The sequence below is a fragment of the Marinomonas polaris DSM 16579 genome (genome assembly GCF_900129155.1).
Lineage (GTDB): Bacteria > Pseudomonadota > Gammaproteobacteria > Pseudomonadales > Marinomonadaceae > Marinomonas > Marinomonas polaris.
In genome coordinates this window covers 173,679-188,897 of sequence record NZ_FQVF01000006.1, presented here as the reverse complement: position 1 = coordinate 188,897, position 15,219 = coordinate 173,679, and the positions used below count along the sequence as shown (strand labels likewise).

Annotated in this window: 17 protein-coding genes; 13 read left to right on the top strand and 4 right to left on the bottom strand. The window is 41.2% G+C overall.

Going from position 1 to position 15,219, the window contains the following annotated elements:
• Positions 1 to 185: 185 nt before the first annotated feature.
• The 3 genes from moaC to BUA59_RS07910 are packed head-to-tail and all read left to right on the top strand — an operon-like array spanning position 186 to position 1,365.
• The gene (moaC, locus tag BUA59_RS07920) at positions 186 to 668 is read left to right on the top strand and encodes a cyclic pyranopterin monophosphate synthase MoaC (protein WP_072839177.1); all 483 of its coding nucleotides are present in this window, start codon (positions 186 to 188) and stop codon (positions 666 to 668) included.
• Positions 661 to 915: a MoaD/ThiS family protein gene (locus tag BUA59_RS07915; RefSeq protein ID WP_072839176.1), complete on the top strand. Its 255-nt coding sequence runs from the start codon at positions 661 to 663 to the stop codon at positions 913 to 915. The genes moaC and BUA59_RS07915 overlap by 8 nt, the downstream gene beginning before the upstream one ends.
• Complete coding sequence (locus tag BUA59_RS07910) at positions 916 to 1,365, top strand: molybdenum cofactor biosynthesis protein MoaE (RefSeq protein WP_072839175.1); 450 nt, start codon at positions 916 to 918, stop codon at positions 1,363 to 1,365.
• A gap of 47 nt (positions 1,366 to 1,412) precedes the next feature.
• On the opposite strand, the gene BUA59_RS07905 is transcribed toward BUA59_RS07910, so the two are convergent.
• Positions 1,413 to 2,660 (bottom strand): tyrosine-type recombinase/integrase, encoded by a 1,248-nt coding sequence (locus BUA59_RS07905; protein WP_072839174.1) that lies wholly within the window; start codon positions 2,658 to 2,660, stop codon positions 1,413 to 1,415.
• A gap of 332 nt (positions 2,661 to 2,992) precedes the next feature.
• On the opposite strand from BUA59_RS07905, the gene BUA59_RS07900 reads away from it, so the two are divergent.
• The 3 genes from BUA59_RS07900 to BUA59_RS07890 are packed head-to-tail and all read left to right on the top strand — an operon-like array spanning position 2,993 to position 3,904.
• Complete coding sequence (locus BUA59_RS07900) at positions 2,993 to 3,265, top strand: hypothetical protein (protein ID WP_072839173.1); 273 nt, start codon at positions 2,993 to 2,995, stop codon at positions 3,263 to 3,265.
• Between the two features lie 52 nt (positions 3,266 to 3,317).
• Complete coding sequence (locus BUA59_RS07895) at positions 3,318 to 3,590, top strand: hypothetical protein (RefSeq protein WP_072839172.1); 273 nt, start codon at positions 3,318 to 3,320, stop codon at positions 3,588 to 3,590.
• Between the two features lie 32 nt (positions 3,591 to 3,622).
• Entirely contained in the window at positions 3,623 to 3,904 is a 282-nt protein-coding gene (locus BUA59_RS07890; RefSeq protein ID WP_072839171.1) for a hypothetical protein, read from the top strand.
• Between the two features lie 64 nt (positions 3,905 to 3,968).
• On the opposite strand, the gene BUA59_RS07885 is transcribed toward BUA59_RS07890, so the two are convergent.
• On the bottom strand, positions 3,969 to 5,390 hold the full coding sequence (locus BUA59_RS07885; RefSeq protein ID WP_072839170.1) for a M48 family metallopeptidase: 1,422 nt from the start codon (positions 5,388 to 5,390) through the stop codon (positions 3,969 to 3,971).
• 35 nt (positions 5,391 to 5,425) lie between these two features.
• Here BUA59_RS07885 and BUA59_RS07880 point away from each other — a divergent pair, with 35 nt between their 5' ends.
• Together BUA59_RS07880 and BUA59_RS07875 are read left to right on the top strand one after the other, a co-directional pair.
• A complete protein-coding gene (locus tag BUA59_RS07880; protein ID WP_072839169.1) occupies positions 5,426 to 5,671 on the top strand; it encodes a sulfurtransferase TusA family protein in 246 nt (81 codons plus the stop codon).
• Positions 5,672 to 5,683: 12 nt separating this feature from the next.
• Positions 5,684 to 6,745 carry an AI-2E family transporter gene (locus BUA59_RS07875; RefSeq protein WP_072839168.1) on the top strand — a complete coding sequence of 354 codons (1,062 nt, stop codon included), beginning with the start codon at positions 5,684 to 5,686 and terminating at the stop codon, positions 6,743 to 6,745.
• A 77-nt stretch (positions 6,746 to 6,822) separates the two neighbouring features.
• On the opposite strand, the gene BUA59_RS07870 is transcribed toward BUA59_RS07875, so the two are convergent.
• The gene (locus BUA59_RS07870) at positions 6,823 to 8,448 is read right to left on the bottom strand and encodes an alpha-amylase family glycosyl hydrolase (RefSeq protein WP_072839167.1); all 1,626 of its coding nucleotides are present in this window, start codon (positions 8,446 to 8,448) and stop codon (positions 6,823 to 6,825) included.
• A gap of 186 nt (positions 8,449 to 8,634) precedes the next feature.
• On the opposite strand from BUA59_RS07870, the gene BUA59_RS07865 reads away from it, so the two are divergent.
• Positions 8,635 to 9,798 carry an MFS transporter gene (locus tag BUA59_RS07865; RefSeq protein ID WP_245813110.1) on the top strand — a complete coding sequence of 388 codons (1,164 nt, stop codon included), beginning with the start codon at positions 8,635 to 8,637 and terminating at the stop codon, positions 9,796 to 9,798.
• A gap of 19 nt (positions 9,799 to 9,817) precedes the next feature.
• Here the strand turns inward: BUA59_RS07865 and BUA59_RS07860 are convergent, their stop codons facing one another.
• Positions 9,818 to 10,699 carry a LysR family transcriptional regulator gene (locus BUA59_RS07860; RefSeq protein ID WP_084122269.1) on the bottom strand — a complete coding sequence of 294 codons (882 nt, stop codon included), beginning with the start codon at positions 10,697 to 10,699 and terminating at the stop codon, positions 9,818 to 9,820.
• Positions 10,700 to 10,792: 93 nt separating this feature from the next.
• Between BUA59_RS07860 and leuC the strand changes: the two genes are divergently transcribed.
• From leuC to asd, 4 genes are all read left to right on the top strand, one after another.
• Positions 10,793 to 12,220, top strand: a complete 1,428-nt coding sequence (gene leuC / locus BUA59_RS07855) for a 3-isopropylmalate dehydratase large subunit (protein ID WP_072839165.1) — start codon at positions 10,793 to 10,795, stop codon at positions 12,218 to 12,220.
• 11 nt (positions 12,221 to 12,231) lie between these two features.
• A complete protein-coding gene (gene leuD, locus BUA59_RS07850; protein WP_072839164.1) occupies positions 12,232 to 12,882 on the top strand; it encodes a 3-isopropylmalate dehydratase small subunit in 651 nt (216 codons plus the stop codon).
• Positions 12,883 to 12,911: 29 nt separating this feature from the next.
• Entirely contained in the window at positions 12,912 to 13,991 is a 1,080-nt protein-coding gene (gene leuB / locus BUA59_RS07845) for a 3-isopropylmalate dehydrogenase (protein ID WP_072839163.1), read from the top strand.
• A 78-nt stretch (positions 13,992 to 14,069) separates the two neighbouring features.
• The gene (gene asd / locus BUA59_RS07840; protein WP_072839162.1) at positions 14,070 to 15,188 is read left to right on the top strand and encodes an aspartate-semialdehyde dehydrogenase; all 1,119 of its coding nucleotides are present in this window, start codon (positions 14,070 to 14,072) and stop codon (positions 15,186 to 15,188) included.
• Positions 15,189 to 15,219 lie beyond the last annotated feature (31 nt).

Sequence of the window (15,219 nt, the reverse complement as noted above, 5' to 3'; positions counted from 1 at the left end):
AAGAAAACACTTTGATGCCATTCCTACTGTTCCTAACTGAAAAAGGTGATGATTAGAGGAGATCCGTCCAAGAGCGGTATTATATGTATGTTAGTGCAGTATCTCTAAGACTTTACTTGCATTCCTACTGGCTTTCTTAAAATATAGGCGACATTTTTAATCTATGTATACTGTTTAGGATTTTTATGAGCGATAAACTTACCCACTTGGATCATCAAGGCCACGCACATATGGTTGATGTCTCAGACAAAGACATTACTAAACGCACGGCAACCGCTCAGGCAATTCTTTTAATGCAACCAGCTACGTTAAAAAAAGTGATAGAAGGAGGTTTGCCAAAAGGCGACGTGTTGGCAACCGCTCGTATTGCAGGCATTCAAGCAGCAAAGAAGACATCTGACTTGATTCCTTTATGCCATCCTTTGATGCTGACTAAAGTGACGGTAGACATTAACGTGATCAGCGATTGTGAGTTAGAAGTGTTATGTACCTGCTCTCTGTCTGGAAAAACTGGCGTTGAGATGGAAGCGCTCACTGGTGCAAGTATCGCTGCGTTGACTCTATACGATATGTGCAAAGCGGTTGATAAAGGCATAGTTATTCAGAATGTGTCTTTGTTAGAAAAAAAAGGCGGCAAAAGTGGTGATTGGAGTAAAGGCAATGCTTAAGGTGAGAGTGGTGTTTTTTGCGTCTTTGAAAGAAAGCATTGGTCAGAGCGAATACATTGCAGAGTTATCCCTACCTATGAGCATTTGCGAATTAAAACATCAATTGGCTAATGAATTAGATAAAGGACAAGCGCTGCTTGAAAAAGGTATCCAATCCTCTATTGATTTCGAATTTGCTAGAGACGCAGATATTGTCCCTGAATCTGTCAGTGAAGTGGCTTTTTTTCCACCTGTCACCGGAGGCTAAATGATTCTCATACAGGAAGAAGATTTTCACGTTGATGTTTTATATAAAAGCTTATTGAAGGCTAATCAAACGGGTGCTGTTGCCATGTTTGTTGGTTTGGTACGCCAGTTTTCTGACTTACCCAAAGAGGCCTGCAGCTTCGAACTTGAGCATTATCCAGGAATGACAGAACGTAACTTACAAGCCATTGTTGATGAAGCCAATGCACGTTGGCCTTTATTAGACGTTTGCGTTGTGCACCGTGTGGGTCGTTTGTCAGTAGATGATCAGATCGTATTTGTTGGTGTCAGTGCCTCTCATCGTTCAGAAGCCTTTCAAGCGTGTGACTTTATTATGGATTATTTGAAAAGCCGAGCAGCGTTTTGGAAAAAAGAATCTGAAGGCTCAGAAAGTCGTTGGGTAGAGGCTAATACTAACGATGAAAAAAGCCTAGAGCGTTGGTCAAAATAGCACAACTCACAATAAAGAGAAGTGCTAGTTCTTGTTAAGACTGACAATTAGTGAGGTCGAAGGGTTTTCTTTCGGCCACTTGCATGACGCTCTCGATATTCAGTATCAATGTACTTATCTGTTGTTGCCATGCTGGCGTGGCCAGCGTCTTCTCTAACGTGCTCTTTTGGTCTCGTTTTTACGTCTTCCGATATGCCTGTGTGTCGTAACCAGTGAACGGTTGCAACGCGTAGGTCATCAGCATCGGCTCTCATGCCATCTTCGCACATGCGTTCATAAGCCTTGTCAAAGCACAGCTGAACTATGTTGCGAACCTGTCTTGAGCTTGTCATCGCACCTTGTCCTCGGTTTTTAGGTACAAGAGGTGTGTTTTCAGCAATGGTTGGCAGTAATGGTAAATCTCGAAACTGTCGATAGCGTTTTAAAGCATTCAACATATCATCAGATACGGCAACCAGTCGTTCTTTATTACCTTTTGAAAGAACTTTAAACCACCAATGTCCGTCGGCGTCTTTTATAAAGTCGCCCATCACTGGCGCAGACCGTTCATCGGCGACTAATTCAGAAATTCGTAAATACATGCCGAGCAAAGCATTCATTATAAATAGAGTGCGTTCATGGTGTGCGGGATCTTCTTCAGCCAACATTTCTGCTGTTTCTATTACATAGTCCCACTGCAAATTAGAAATACGTCTGACTTGTTTACGAGTGATTTCTTTTTTTACAAATTTACTTTTTTGTCGAATCAATGCCACAGGATTTTGCTGTGCAGCATCCTCTTGCATAAGAAATCCATAATAAGACGATAGGATTGAAAATGTTGCCCTGATGGCTGCTTGAGATAATGAGTGTTGTTTGGCTTTAGGTACATCACCATTTTTAAATTCTAATTTACTCACATGCGCAACAAATGGTCGCCAATCTTTATTGGCTGTTCTCTGTCCCATATGTAATTTAAAACGAGCGACGTTTTTCGTGCCAATCCAGCTTTCTGGAGGTGTTATACAAAAATGTATAAATTCTTCGATCTGATCACGACGTAACTGGGTTGTTGGGCATAAGGCGATATGCCATGACCAGAGGAGTAATCGCTCAACTTCTCGTCTATAAGAGTTGAATGTTGCTTGTGAGCCGTTGTAACTATAGATAAAGCATAATGCTAGCTGAAGATCTCGTCGATACTCAGGATCATTGATATGAGGTGTAGAGCTTTCTAAATGAGCGACAATACCTTCAAACTGAGTAAAAGGATTAGGTAAATGTTCTAAGTTATCTATTAAAGCAAGCGGTGTCATAATCTTTTATATCCAAACAGATGATGTATATTAGCAAATTTTTCGATCTATCCCTATCGATTTGTCTCTATATCGGGAATCGCTCTTAAGTGAAAGTCACGCTTTGTGTATTTATTCCTTATTCGACTGTTTTTTTGCCTTATTTATTTTGATTTCTACCTATTTTTTGTGATCTTTACTCGAATTGATGTTTGTTAGTTCGTATTTGGAACAAAGGTGGAAGATATTGTTTTGGGCTTTTTAATTTTCAGTAAAGGACTATTATAAATTTATCGAAGCGATAAACGATTTGAATTTTAAATATTAATGATTGCTCTCTCAAGGAGATAAATATGAAAACTATCACTAAAGTAACTTTGGCTCTATTAACTGCTTCTGCAATGACAACTGCAGCTTTTGCCGAAACAGGCATTGAACATGTTCAAAGTGCAAAAGGTAGTGTTGAGGCGTTAGGTGTGACTCTTGAAAATATGGGCGCTAATGTTGATACCAGTGTTGATTTAAATGGTGCTTATACTTTTGAACAGAAAGCAGCTGTTTATAATACGAAACATGCTGAACTTCAAAATCAATTTGACGCTTTGCACGCACAATCTGCAGAGTAATTAAACGCTTTATAATCGATTCAAATACTATTTAATTTTAAAGGTGAATATTATGAAAAACTTAAATAAAACTATTTTAGCGCTATTAGCTGCTTCTGTAATGACGACAGCAGCTTTTGCTGAAACAGGTACTGAGCGTGTTCAAAGTGCAAAAGGTAGTGTTGAGGCTTTAGGGGCAACGCTTGAAAATATGGGTGCTAATGTTGATACCAGTGTCGATTTAAATGGTGCTTATACTTTTGATCAAAAAGCGGCTGTATATAACGCTAAGCATACAGAATTGCAAAACCAATTCGATACATTACATGCTCAAACAGCGGAATAATAACCCCATCTAACAGATTAAAGGATAACGATATGAATACTTTAAATAAAACTATTCTAGCTCTCGTAACAGCATCTGTAATGGCTACCAGTGCGTTTGCAGCTTCTGATGAGAGTCCTACTGACCGCATTCAAAGTGCTAGAGGTAGCGTAGAAGCACTCGCTGTAACACTTGAAAACATGGGCGCTGATGTCGATGCAAATGTTAATTTGAATGGTGCATATAGTGTAGATCAGAAAGTATCTGCATACCAAACTAAACATGCTGAATTGCAAGCACAGTTTGATGAACTCCACGCACAATCAGCAGAATGATGCTGACTTGCTGTAGATAAAAAAGCCAAACTTTTAGTTTGGCTTTTTATTTTTTTATATTTCGCTAATTTCTATTTTCTTCTTCTAAGTCTTCTTGTTTTTCTGCTTCATTAATTATTTTAAATTTTGCTGCTGTTTCTTGTATGGCATTTTTGTCGTTATCTTTAGCATCATTTTCGGCTCGTTTAATTAAATACTCTGCTGTTTTATCCTTTCCTTGGCTAAAGTCTAATAAAGCTCGATAGTTTAGTGCCATAGGAATGTTGTTTCTAGATTGATAATATTGAATGTTAGCTCTCCAAATCAATCTCTGCTCATAAAGATAATTTGAATAAACTGAGATAGGTTTTGTTTTAGTTAATTGTGCATGAAGCATTGAAAAAAGAATATCTTTTGGTGCAAGGTCTAGCCGCATATTTATGATGTTAAGGCCTTGCTCTGTTTGGCCTGAAGCAGCATAACTAAGCGCTTGTAAGTAATCTGTGAATTGATTGTGTTTTTCTAGTTTATTTAAAAAAATTAGGGCTCTTTCGGGGGATTGGATAAGATAAGAGAAAAGTCCTTTAGCGAAATTTTTAGCATCATTATCCTGTATATTTTGATCTAAATAGGTAAAGGGTTTGTCTTCAATACCTGCTCTGTAAGCTAGCATACTTGCTCTAAAAAATTCAAAGTCTGTTGTTGTATTGTTGCTTAAGATAGTTTCTTTAGTCTCGGTACTAAAGGAATCAGATAGCCTTGAGTTTGGCGAAGGATGGCTTGATAAATATTCCAGTTTTGGTCTTCCCAGTGCCTGCTTAAAGAAAGCCTGAAATAATTTTGTCATACCCTCAGGTGCGAGTCCTGCGTTGATTAGATATTCTCGACCACGTCGATCGGCTTCTTGTTCTTGGTTGCGACTATAAGTTAGAGTATTTTCTGCCTGATTCGCTATACCCCCTAGCCAAAGTGCTGTTGTGGCATCAGAGCCGGCGCCAGCTAGGGCTGCAGCTATTCCTGCTCCCAGCATGACAAGAGTCTTCTGTAACTCTTCACCAGAATGTTTGGTTTGGCGCTCATAGTGCCGAAGATCCAAATGAGCAATTTCGTGTCCTAATAAGCCAAATAGCATGTCTTCACTAGTTATCATCTCCATAATATCTGAGTAAATGAAAAGATGATTGCCTGGAATGACAAAAGCATTACTCTGCGAACTATTTAAAAGAGTCATTTCAATCTTGGTGTTGTAAAGATTCGTTTGCGGAAGAATTTGAGATAGCGCATCTTTTAAGTAATCGTAGGCTGGAGGAAAGTCGATTAATGCTCGGCTTCCATTTAGTTTTCGAAACCAATATTGTCCTAGTATGTAGGAGGGATTAGACAAGGCTCTTTCGTCTTTGTTCGCTTCCAGATCAGGAATGCTGGCTGTACTTATATTGGACAAAGTACTTGTAAAAACAACGGCTAAGATGGTTAAGCCTGTTGTAACGTTTGAAAATAGTCTCATAATATGGCTAATGTATTCATTGGGTAAATTATAAAATGACGATCAATCTAGGCAATCAGTATGACGTAATCTTGGATGCAAGAGAAGATCGTTGCCCAATGCCTTTGTTAAAGGCAAAAATGGCGTTAAGTAAGATGGCGGTGGGAGAGCGCTTATGTGTGACAACCTGCGATGCAGGTTCGTTAAAAGATATCCCTCAATATACGGCACTCGTCGGATTTACTTTATTGTCAACATGTGAAGACAATGATGTGTATACCTTTGTTATTCAAAAAAGCTGAAACGGACTCGATATGTTTAAAATTGTTGATACGCTGATTAAACGGTATTTTTCTAATGAAGAAGTAGTGGTCTTTCTTTTATTACTGATTGCTACGCTCTGTGTTTTGGCTTTTTGGGGCGGGATTCTAGCACCAATATTAATTGCTATCGTCTTAGCATTTTTACTGCAGGGTTTAGTTGATCGGCTGCAACGTCTCCGACTGGGTCATCTCACATCTGTTTTTATTGTATTTTTTACTTTCTTAACCGCCTGTAGTGTTTTTATCGGTGTCATGGTACCAATTATTTGGCGCCAGGCTGTACGACTCGTGCAAGATGCACCGAGGATGTTTATGGTAATTCGCAATGAAGTGCAGCAATTTGCTGAGGGGCATAGTGATTTAGTTAGTCAAGCGGCGATAGATGAAGTAACAAATTCACTTGCCAATGAGTCAACGAATCTTGGGCAATGGTTGTTATCTTTTTCGTTGTCGAGCATTCCTTCGTTGTTCTCAGTTGTTATTTACGTGGTATTAGTGCCATTGGTGATTTTTTTCTTGTTAAAAGACCAAGATAAAATACTTGATTATTTGACGTCTTGGTTACCTAAGGAAAGAAAAATGATGCGTAATATCGCTCATGAAATGAATGGCCAGATTGCAAATTATATTCGAGGCAAGTTCATTGAGATGTTTGTCGTTGGTGTAGTGACTTATGTTGTATTTTTGGTGTTTGGTTTGAAATACGCAGAGTTGCTGGCCTTGTTAGTCGGTTTGTCGGTGTTGATTCCTTACATCGGTGCGGCTGCCGTGACTATTCCAGTTGTGTTGGTGGCGTTCTATCAATACGGAACTCAGAGTGAATTCATCTATGTGGTGGTTGCCTATTTAATCGTTCAAGCATTGGATGGTAATGTGCTTGTCCCATTATTGTTTTCAGAGGCAGTGAACTTGCATCCGCTGGCAATCATTGTTGCAGTTTTGTTTTTCGGTGGTATATGGGGGTTCTGGGGGATATTTTTTGCGATTCCATTAGCTACTTTGGTAAAAGCTATTATTAATGCGTGGCCAAACCAAGAGCTTTTGTCCTCATAGTTTTTTCTTTTCTGCATAAGCTTAAAGCCCCGCTCTTATTGCTTTAAGAGTGGGGCTTTTTTTTTAGGTTTAAAAAGTTAGTCTAGAACGGATGCGAGCAAAATACTAAAAGGAGGAAGGACGATAGTCTTTCCATCTATGTACCCACTGTGTATGGCTTCTGGCAAGGTCAATGCTGATAGTTTGAGTTCGACTGGCAATATGATGTCTTGGTTAGCGGTATTGATTGCCACGTAAAGACGTTTGCCATTATGGCTACGGAGGAATGTCAGTGTTGTTTCATCGTTGTAGATAAACTTAATGTCACCATGGCGTAACTCAGGATGACTGCGTCTTACATGAAGAAAATCTCGATAAGCATGCAAAACAGAATGGCGGTTACCTTCCTGTTCGCTAACCGCTAATGGTCTTTGGTCTTCTGCAATGGGTAGCCAAGGTTGAGCGGACTGAGTGAACCCTCCCAGTGTTTCGTTTTTCCATGGAATAGGGGTTCTGCAACCGTCTCGACCTTTAAACTCTGGCCAGAAAGCAATACCAAAAGGATCAACTAATTGATCAAATGTCAGCTCTGCTTCAGGTAGTCCAAGCTCCTCTCCCTGATACAAACAAACACTCCCGCGCAAGGTTAAAAGCATTGCCATATAGATTTTGCTTTTGGCAATTGGATCATGGTTATTTCCCCAGCGTGTAGTTACTCGTTCCACGTCGTGATTGCCGATCGACCAACAAGGCCAGCCATCGCCTAATCCCGCTTCTATTGTTTCCATTGTGTTGCGAATGTGAGCCATCGAGGAATCATGAGTGAGTAGGTCGAACGAGTAGCACATGTGTAACTTATCTTTGCCTTGTGTATAAGCTGCCATGGTTTCAAGTGCAAAATCACAGCCTACTTCACCAACGGTTGTAGTGTTTGGATATTGGTCTAATAAGCTGCGTAAACGTTTTAAAAAAGCAATATTTTCAGGTCTGGATTTGTCATATAGATGCAGCTGGTAAGCGTATGGATTGTCGAGTCGTACCCCAATACTTCCTTCCACTACTTCTTTTTTGGGAGGGTTACTTCTTAGCTCAATGTCATGATAGTAATAATTTGCTGTATCTAGTCGGAAGCCGTCTACGCCGCGTTTTAACCAAAACTCAACCGTTTCAAGTAATGCGTCGACAACGACAGGGTTATGGAAGTTTAAGTCTGGCTGGCTGTCTAAAAAATTATGAAGATAATATTGTCTACGACGACTATCCCAATGCCAAGCTGGACCACCAAAAACAGACAGCCAATTATTAGGGACTGTACCATCTGGATTTGCATCCGCCCAAACATACCAATCGGCTTTGTCGTTATCATGACTGCTGCGAGACTCAACAAACCATGGATGCTGATCTGAACTATGATTTAGAACTTGGTCAATCATAACTTTAAGGCCGTGATGATGAGCGGATGCAATCAGTTCATCAAAGTCGGCCAGTGTTCCGAAAATAGGGTCCACGTCACAGTAGTTGGAAACATCATAACCAAAGTCTTTCATGGGTGAAGTGAAAAACGGAGAGAGCCAAATCGCGTCAACGCCTAATGAAGCGATGTAGCTCATCTTCGCCGTTACGCCAGGAAGGTCGCCGATACCATCGTTATTTGAGTCGAAAAAACTACGAGGATAAACCTGATAAATTACGGCGCCACGCCACCATTCTGTTTTGTTTGTCATGATTGTCCTCGTTGTAAATAAGAAAATTATTAATATGAGCAGGGACAGGATAGGTTAAATTTGTAGCGGACTTGCACCATTATCTGTCGTGCTTTTTTACAATATTTCCAGCATACTTAATCATTATAATTAATGCATGATCTTTGTTGTCTTATTTGGCAGTAAACATCGTAATTTTTTGGAGCCATGATGTTTTCTGAAAATGCTCGCCCTGTGGCTTGGCCTTTATTTTTCTTTTACTTTTTTTTCTGTGCTGTTATCGGCGTCATGATGCCTTATATATCGATGTATTATAAATCGATTGGCTTAACCGCTTCCGAGATTGGTCGATTGATGTCTACTTTCACTTTGTCTGGCATTTTGGTACCGCATTTTTGGGGATGGTTAACTGCGAAAGTAGGTTTACCAAAACGCATACTTCAATTAGGTATTTTAGGTTGTTTTATTGCCGTCATTCCGTTTAATTGGAGCGATCAATTTGAAACCTTGTGGCTATTGACCTGTACTATGGCGCTGTTTTATTCGGCACTTATCCCGATGACTGACTCTTTGACTGTGCGGAGTATCCGACAATTGGATGTACCCTATACACGTTTAAGAGCCGGTGGTTCAATTGGTTATGTGTTTGCAGTAACTGGAGCTGGTTTTTTAATCGGTCAATTTGGGATAGGTGTCGTTATTCCTACAATGTGTGCATTTATGGCACTTGCAGTTGTGACGTCTTTTTTCCTTAAAGAACAGGCCTATGAGACCAATCAACCAAAGGCGACAACTTCTTTTTTTGCATTAGTAAAAAATCCTGAATCGATGCTGTTTTTTGTCTTAGCATTTTTGGCTTTTATGTCACATGCGCCTTTCAATGTTTTCTTTGCCGTGCATCTGTCTAACTTTGGTTACAGTGGCGAACAAATTGGCTTGTTGATGGCTTTGGGTGTGGTGATTGAAATTTTCTTGTTCTTATTTTTTGGTAATACGATTAAGCGCTTTGATGTGGTCCACATTATTACACTTTGTTTTATTTGCGGTATTGTTCGTTGGTTATTAGTCGGTTGGTTTGCCTCTATTGCATGGGTGCTTATTTTTACGCAGTTGCTCCATTGTATTACGTTTGCACTGTTTCATATGGTTTCCATTGAGCAGATTAGACGTCTTTTTCCAGAACGTTTTGCTGGTCAAGGTCAAGCCATGTATAGCGCTTTTGCTATCGGCTTAGGCGGTGGACTGGGAATGGTAATTACTGGATATCTTTGGGAATGGTTGGGTGGAGCTTGGGTTTTTACCCTAGCAGCTTGTGTTAGTATGCTGGCACTAACAATACTTCTTATTAGTCAGCGCCGTTGGTTTTCCTAAAAGTCTTTTCCTAAAGATCCTATAAACTTGTGCTGTCGCTTTTAAGTAATTCAATAAAAGCGATAGCAGCACGGCTAAGTGTTCTTTGCTTATGATGAATAACTCCTAGTTTTCTTTCTACGTTCAAATCCGGCAAGTTTAATACGACGAGTTTTTCATCGACTAGTGTCGAAGGAAGTAGTGACCAACCCCAGCCAATGTTAACCAGCATTGCTAATGTTTCTAGGTTGTTCGTGTTCATTCGCACCTGAGGTTTTAGGCCTTGTTTGCCAAATGCTTGTTCTGCTATTTGTCTTGTGAAAGTGTTTTTGTTGGGCAAAACGCAGGCGTGCTGTGCTAATTCAATTAGACTCAAGTTTTTAGAAAGCGCGAGAGGGTGATCTTTACTGACCACACAGGCAAGTGGATCAGACCAAATAGGCAATGACTCAATGAGCGGATTTTCTTTATTAGATAAAGTAATAATCCCCAGTTCTGCTCTTCCTTTTAATACATCTTGATAAGCTTCTTCAGATTGAACAAATTCAATTTCTAATTGTGCGCTTGGGAAGTCTTCTTGAAATCGTTTGAGAGATTTAGGTAAGCGGTGTAAGCCAACGTGATGGCTAGTGGATATGCGTAATTCACCGCTTACATCTTGCATTTGTAGTGTCATGCTGCGCTTTATGTCTTGCAGGTCCTCTGCCATTTTTCGTGCTTTGGGTAATAGACGAATACCGGCTTCGGTTAATTGAACCTGACGCCCGATGCGATCAAAAAGTTTTACTCCAAGACTACTTTCAAGTGAGGCAACACGTTTGCTAATAGCGGGTTGGGTAACAAAAAGTTGATCACCAGCTGCTGAAAAAGAGCTGGTTTCGGCGACTTTTATAAAGGTAAGCAGTTCGGCAATGTCTATCATTCCAAAAAATTATCCAAAACATGAAAAATATGAATTTGAGTAATTTAAGCCAAAGTTTTAGGATAGCGCAATAGATTTCTGAGGAGAGAACTTATGTCAGGTAAAACACTTTATGACAAGTTGTGGAATAGCCACCTTGTTCAGCAGCGAGATGACGGCAGCGCATTGATTTATATCGATTTGCAGTTGCTTCATGAAGTAACATCGCCACAAGCATTTGAAGGGCTTCGATTGGCAGGACGTAAGCCTTGGCGTGTGTCTTCAAGTTTGGCAACGCCAGACCATAACGTACCAACGACTAAGAAAGAGCGTATTTCTGGCGTAGATGGTATTGCCGATCCAGTTTCTAAAATCCAAGTTATCACTTTAGATGACAACTGTAACGAATTCGGTATTACTGAATTCAACATGAAAGACATCCGCCAAGGAATCGTACACGTTGTTGGGCCAGAGCAAGGTGCGACGCTTCCAGGTATGACGGTTGTTTGTGGTGATTCACATACATCTACTCATGGTGCTTTTGGTGCTTTGGCACATGGTATCGGTACATCAGAAGTTGAACACGTATTAGCAACTCAGTGTTTGGTACAAAAGAAAAGCCGCAATATGTTGGTTCGTGTTGATGGTGAATTGTCGCCATGGGTTTCTGCGAAAGACGTTGTCTTGGCGATTATCGGTGCGATTGGTACGGCTGGTGGTACGGGCTACGCTATTGAATTTGGTGGAACGGGTATTCAATCATTGTCGATGGAAGGACGTATGACTGTCTGTAACATGGCAATCGAAGCGGGCGCTCGTGTTGGTTTGATCGCAGTAGACGATACCACTATCGAATATGTAAAAGGTCGTCCTTATGCGCCAAAAGGCGAGCATTGGGATATGGCTGTTGAAGCTTGGAAAGATCTTGTTTCTGATAAAGACGCGCAATTTGACGAAGTGGTTGTGCTGAAAGCTGAAGATATCAAGCCACAGGTTACATGGGGAACGTCACCTGAAATGGTTATCGCCATTGATGAGCCAATTCCTCGCCCTGAAGATCAGAAAGATCCGGTGAAAAAAGAAGGTTATGCACGTGCTTGGAAATACATGGGCTTAGAAGGCAAAACTATGCTGGGTGATGTCACTCTTGACCGCGTTTTTATTGGCTCTTGTACCAATTCACGCATTGAAGATTTACGCATTGCGGCGCAAGTTGTTAAAGGTCGTAAAGTGGCTTCAACTCTTAAGCAAGCGATTGTGGTTCCGGGTTCTGGCTTGGTAAAAGCGCAAGCTGAAAAAGAAGGCTTGCATGAAATCTTTGAAGCGGCTGGATTAGAGTGGCGCGAACCCGGTTGTTCTATGTGTTTGGCAATGAATGCTGACAAGTTAGGTGCTGGCGAACATTGTGCGTCTACTTCGAACCGTAACTTTGAAGGTCGTCAAGGCTTTGGTGGTCGTACGCATTTGGTTAGCCCTGCGATGGCTGCGGCTGCAGCAATTGCTGGTCACTTTGTTGATGTTAATGAGTTTGTGAAACACTAGGAGAAAAGAGCATGCGTCCCTTTACTAAACACACAGGTTTAGCCGCTCCTTTGGATTTGGCAAACGTTGATACTGATATGATTATTCCGAAGCAGTTCTTGAAATCCATCAAGCGTACTGGCTTTGGTAAAAACTTATTTGATGAGCTTCGTTACGAAGACGAAGGTCAGCCGGATCAAGAATGTGATGGTCGTCCAATACGCAAAGATTTTGTACTGAATCAAGATCGTTACAAAGGCGCGAGCGTGTTATTAGCTCGTCAAAACTTTGGTTGCGGTTCTAGTCGTGAACACGCACCTTGGGCATTAGATGATTACGGCTTTCGTTCTATTATTGCTCCAAGCTTTGCGGATATTTTTTACAATAACTGTTTCAAAAATGGTTTGTTACCGATCGTTTTGCAAGCTGAAGAAGTGGATCAACTGTTCGCTGAAGTGGCATTACGTGAAGGTGCTCAAGTGATTGTCGATCTTGAAAACCAAACCGTTACATCGCCTTCTGGTGCGACATTTGAGTTTAATGTCGATAACTTCCGCAAACATTGTTTGTTGAATGGTTTGGATGATATTGGCTTAACACTCCAGCAAGATTCTGCGATCCGTCGTTATGAAGAAAAACGCATGAATGATGCGCCTTGGCTTTTCTTGCCACGCGGTCAGTAAACAAAAGACATAGCTTTTAAGGGTTTAAAATGACTAAAAATGTATTGGTATTACCGGGTGACGGTATTGGTCCAGAAATCGTAGCGCAAGCGGTTCGAGTATTGGATGCGGTAAATGAACAGTTTTCATTGAATATTCAACATGAAAGCGCCTTGGTTGGTGGTTCTGCTTATGATGAAACGGGTTCTCCATTACCTGAAGCGACATTAGCAAAAGCGAAAGCAGCCGATGCTATTTTGCTTGGTGCTGTGGGCGGACCTAAGTGGGATAAGTTAGACATGTCTGTTCGTCCTGAAAAAGGCTTACTTGGCTTACGTTCTAACCTTGAACTGTTTTCGAATCTTCGTCCTGCAATTTTATATCCGCAGTTAGCGGATGCGTCTAGCTTGAAACCAGAAATCGTTGCTGGCTTGGATATTCTTATTGTTCGTGAATTAACAGGCGGTATTTATTTCGGTCAGCCTCGTGGTATTCGTATATTAGAAAATGGCGAACGCGAAGGCTTTAACACCTATGTTTACAATGAGTCAGAAATTCGTCGCATCGGTCGTTCAGCTTTTGAAGCCGCTCGTCAACGTGGCAAGCGCGTCTGCTCAATTGACAAGTCCAACGTACTAGAAGTGACGGTTCTTTGGAAAGAAGTCATGGAAGAAGTAGCGAAGGAGTATCCTGACGTCGAATTGACTCATATGCTAGTAGATAATGCTGCGATGCAGCTTGTTCGTGCACCAAAACAGTTTGATGTAATGGTTACTGGCAATATGTTTGGTGATATCCTTTCTGATGCTGCGGCTATGTTGACAGGTTCTATTGGTATGCTACCTTCTGCTTCTCTAAATGCTGAAGGTCGCGGTATGTATGAGCCATGTCACGGCTCTGCGCCAGACATTGCAGGAAAAGGAATCGCTAACCCATTGGCGACAATTTTGTCAGTTGCTATGATGTTGCGTTATTCTTTAGACGCTAAAGATGCGGCCGATGCTATTGAAGTGGCAGTAAGTAAGGTTCTAGATCTAGGTTTAAGAACCGCAGATATTGCATCAAAAGGATGCGAAACTGTTAGTACGCAAGCCATGGGCGATGCAGTTCTAGCAGCATTAAAAGCGTAATATCATAACGATATTGGGCATTCATTAGGGATACTGCTCTTGGTATGAGTGGCCCCACAAAAAAAGGTAACGTTAACCATGTCAAAACAAACTGTAGGTTTAGTCGGATGGCGCGGAATGGTCGGTTCCGTGTTGATGCAACGAATGATGGAAGAAAAAGACTTTGATCATATTGATCCAGTTTTTTTCACTACATCTCAAACGGGGCAGAAAGGTCCAGAAATTGGTAAAGATATTCCATTGCTTCAAGATGCAAGTGACATTGAATCATTGAAAAAGATGGATATTATTATTACCTGTCAAGGCGGGGATTACACCAAGGCTATTTACCCACAGTTACGTAATGCTGGTTGGAAAGGTTACTGGATTGATGCGGCGTCTTCGTTGCGTATGGATAAAGACGCGATTATCGTACTTGATCCTGTTAACCTAAATGTTATCAAGCAAGGTTTAAGCAATGGCGTAAAAACGTTTGTAGGCGGTAACTGCACAGTTAGTTTGATGCTATTGGCGCTAGGTGGGTTGTTCGAGAAAGGCCATATTGAATGGATGACCTCTATGACTTACCAAGCGGCTTCTGGTGGCGGTGCACGCCACATGCGTGAATTGATCAATCAAATGGGTATGTTGCATGGTTCTGTTGCGGCTGAGCTTGCAGATCCTGCTAGTGCGATTCTAGAAATTGATCGTAAAGTCGCAGAAACAATGCGTTCTGGTACATTGCCAACTGACCAGTTTGGTGTTCCATTAGCTGGTTCTTTGATCCCTTACATTGACAGCCAGCTTGATAACGGTCAAAGCCGTGAAGAGTGGAAGGCGCAGGCGGAGTGTAACAAGATCTTAGGTATCGATGGTAAGCCGATTCCAGTTGACGGGCTATGTGTCCGCATCGGTGCGATGCGTTGCCATAGTCAGGCTTATACTATTAAGCTAAACAAAGATATTCCTATTGCGGATATCGAAGGCATGCTTGCTCAACATAATGATTGGGTGAGTGTGATTCCTAATGATAAGCAAGCAACTATGGAGCGTCTAACTCCGACAGCGGCAACTGGAACATTGAATATTCCTGTTGGTCGTATTCGCAAGTTGAACATGGGCCCTGAATATATCAGCGCTTTCTCTGTTGGTGACCAGTTATTATGGGGTGCAGCAGAGCCATTGCGCCGCATGTTACGCATTTTGCTAAATGACTAGAATTGCCTAGTTTATTTTCCAAAAAAAGCGC

Coding starts and splice junctions, on each gene's coding strand:
- moaC (WP_072839177.1), top strand. CDS start 186: ATGAGCGATAAACTTACCCACTTGGATCATCAAGGCCACGCACATATG.
- BUA59_RS07915 (WP_072839176.1), top strand. CDS start 661: ATGCTTAAGGTGAGAGTGGTGTTTTTTGCGTCTTTGAAAGAAAGCATT.
- BUA59_RS07910 (WP_072839175.1), top strand. CDS start 916: ATGATTCTCATACAGGAAGAAGATTTTCACGTTGATGTTTTATATAAA.
- BUA59_RS07905 (WP_072839174.1), bottom strand. CDS start 2,660: ATGACACCGCTTGCTTTAATAGATAACTTAGAACATTTACCTAATCCT.
- BUA59_RS07900 (WP_072839173.1), top strand. CDS start 2,993: ATGAAAACTATCACTAAAGTAACTTTGGCTCTATTAACTGCTTCTGCA.
- BUA59_RS07895 (WP_072839172.1), top strand. CDS start 3,318: ATGAAAAACTTAAATAAAACTATTTTAGCGCTATTAGCTGCTTCTGTA.
- BUA59_RS07890 (WP_072839171.1), top strand. CDS start 3,623: ATGAATACTTTAAATAAAACTATTCTAGCTCTCGTAACAGCATCTGTA.
- BUA59_RS07885 (WP_072839170.1), bottom strand. CDS start 5,390: ATGAGACTATTTTCAAACGTTACAACAGGCTTAACCATCTTAGCCGTT.
- BUA59_RS07880 (WP_072839169.1), top strand. CDS start 5,426: ATGACGATCAATCTAGGCAATCAGTATGACGTAATCTTGGATGCAAGA.
- BUA59_RS07875 (WP_072839168.1), top strand. CDS start 5,684: ATGTTTAAAATTGTTGATACGCTGATTAAACGGTATTTTTCTAATGAA.
- BUA59_RS07870 (WP_072839167.1), bottom strand. CDS start 8,448: ATGACAAACAAAACAGAATGGTGGCGTGGCGCCGTAATTTATCAGGTT.
- BUA59_RS07865 (WP_245813110.1), top strand. CDS start 8,635: ATGATGTTTTCTGAAAATGCTCGCCCTGTGGCTTGGCCTTTATTTTTC.
- BUA59_RS07860 (WP_084122269.1), bottom strand. CDS start 10,699: ATGATAGACATTGCCGAACTGCTTACCTTTATAAAAGTCGCCGAAACC.
- leuC (WP_072839165.1), top strand. CDS start 10,793: ATGTCAGGTAAAACACTTTATGACAAGTTGTGGAATAGCCACCTTGTT.
- leuD (WP_072839164.1), top strand. CDS start 12,232: ATGCGTCCCTTTACTAAACACACAGGTTTAGCCGCTCCTTTGGATTTG.
- leuB (WP_072839163.1), top strand. CDS start 12,912: ATGACTAAAAATGTATTGGTATTACCGGGTGACGGTATTGGTCCAGAA.
- asd (WP_072839162.1), top strand. CDS start 14,070: ATGTCAAAACAAACTGTAGGTTTAGTCGGATGGCGCGGAATGGTCGGT.